General features: G+C 31.3%; 1 protein-coding gene. It reads left to right on the forward strand.

Annotated features, from left to right (window positions below; translation table 11 throughout):
• Positions 1-80: 80 nt before the first annotated feature.
• On the forward strand, positions 81-642 hold a 562-nt coding region (locus tag A3842_RS13005), incomplete at its 3' end, for a glycosyltransferase family 4 protein (protein WP_143186269.1).

Raw genomic sequence — 642 nt, forward strand, 5'->3', positions numbered from 1 at the left:
GATATAAATATAATCGAGTGCAATTGAAGAAACGTCAAGAATTGATTTTTTATATATTAAGAAACAAAAGAGGTTAAGTAATGAAAATATTAGTTATTTGCCAATACTTTTTTCCAGAACAGTTTAAAGTAAACGATATTTGCAATGAACTGGCTCATAGCGGACATCAAGTGACAGTATTAACTGGTCTTCCTAACTATCCTACAGGGGTTGTTGAAAAAAAATACAAATGGTTTAAAAATCGAGATGAAAGTATTGACGGAGTTGAAGTAATACGTTCTTGGCTTATTGGGAGAAAAAAAGGGAATATAAACTTAGGTTTGAATTATTTGAGCTTTGCATTCTCTTCAATGTTCAAAGTTCTTTTTATGAAAAAGGACTTTGATTTGATATTAGTTTATCAGCTTTCCCCTGTTACAATGGCGTTGCCAGGAGTTTTGATGAAAAAGCTTATTTCAAAGCCCCTAATTATATATTGCCACGATCTTTGGCCAGAGAGTATAGTTTCCGCAGGTGTTTCTAGTAAAGGTGTTTTATATAGTCTTTTATTGAAATTCTGTAAATGGATTTACAAGAAAGCGGATCAATTATTAATTAGTTCTAAACTGTTTGAAGAATATTTTAGTTCAGTGTTGGGAATTG

Origin of the sequence: Paenibacillus sp. P3E (assembly GCF_001909045.1) — a bacterium.
Classification (GTDB): Bacteria; Bacillota; Bacilli; order Paenibacillales; family Paenibacillaceae; genus Paenibacillus_AQ; species Paenibacillus_AQ helianthi.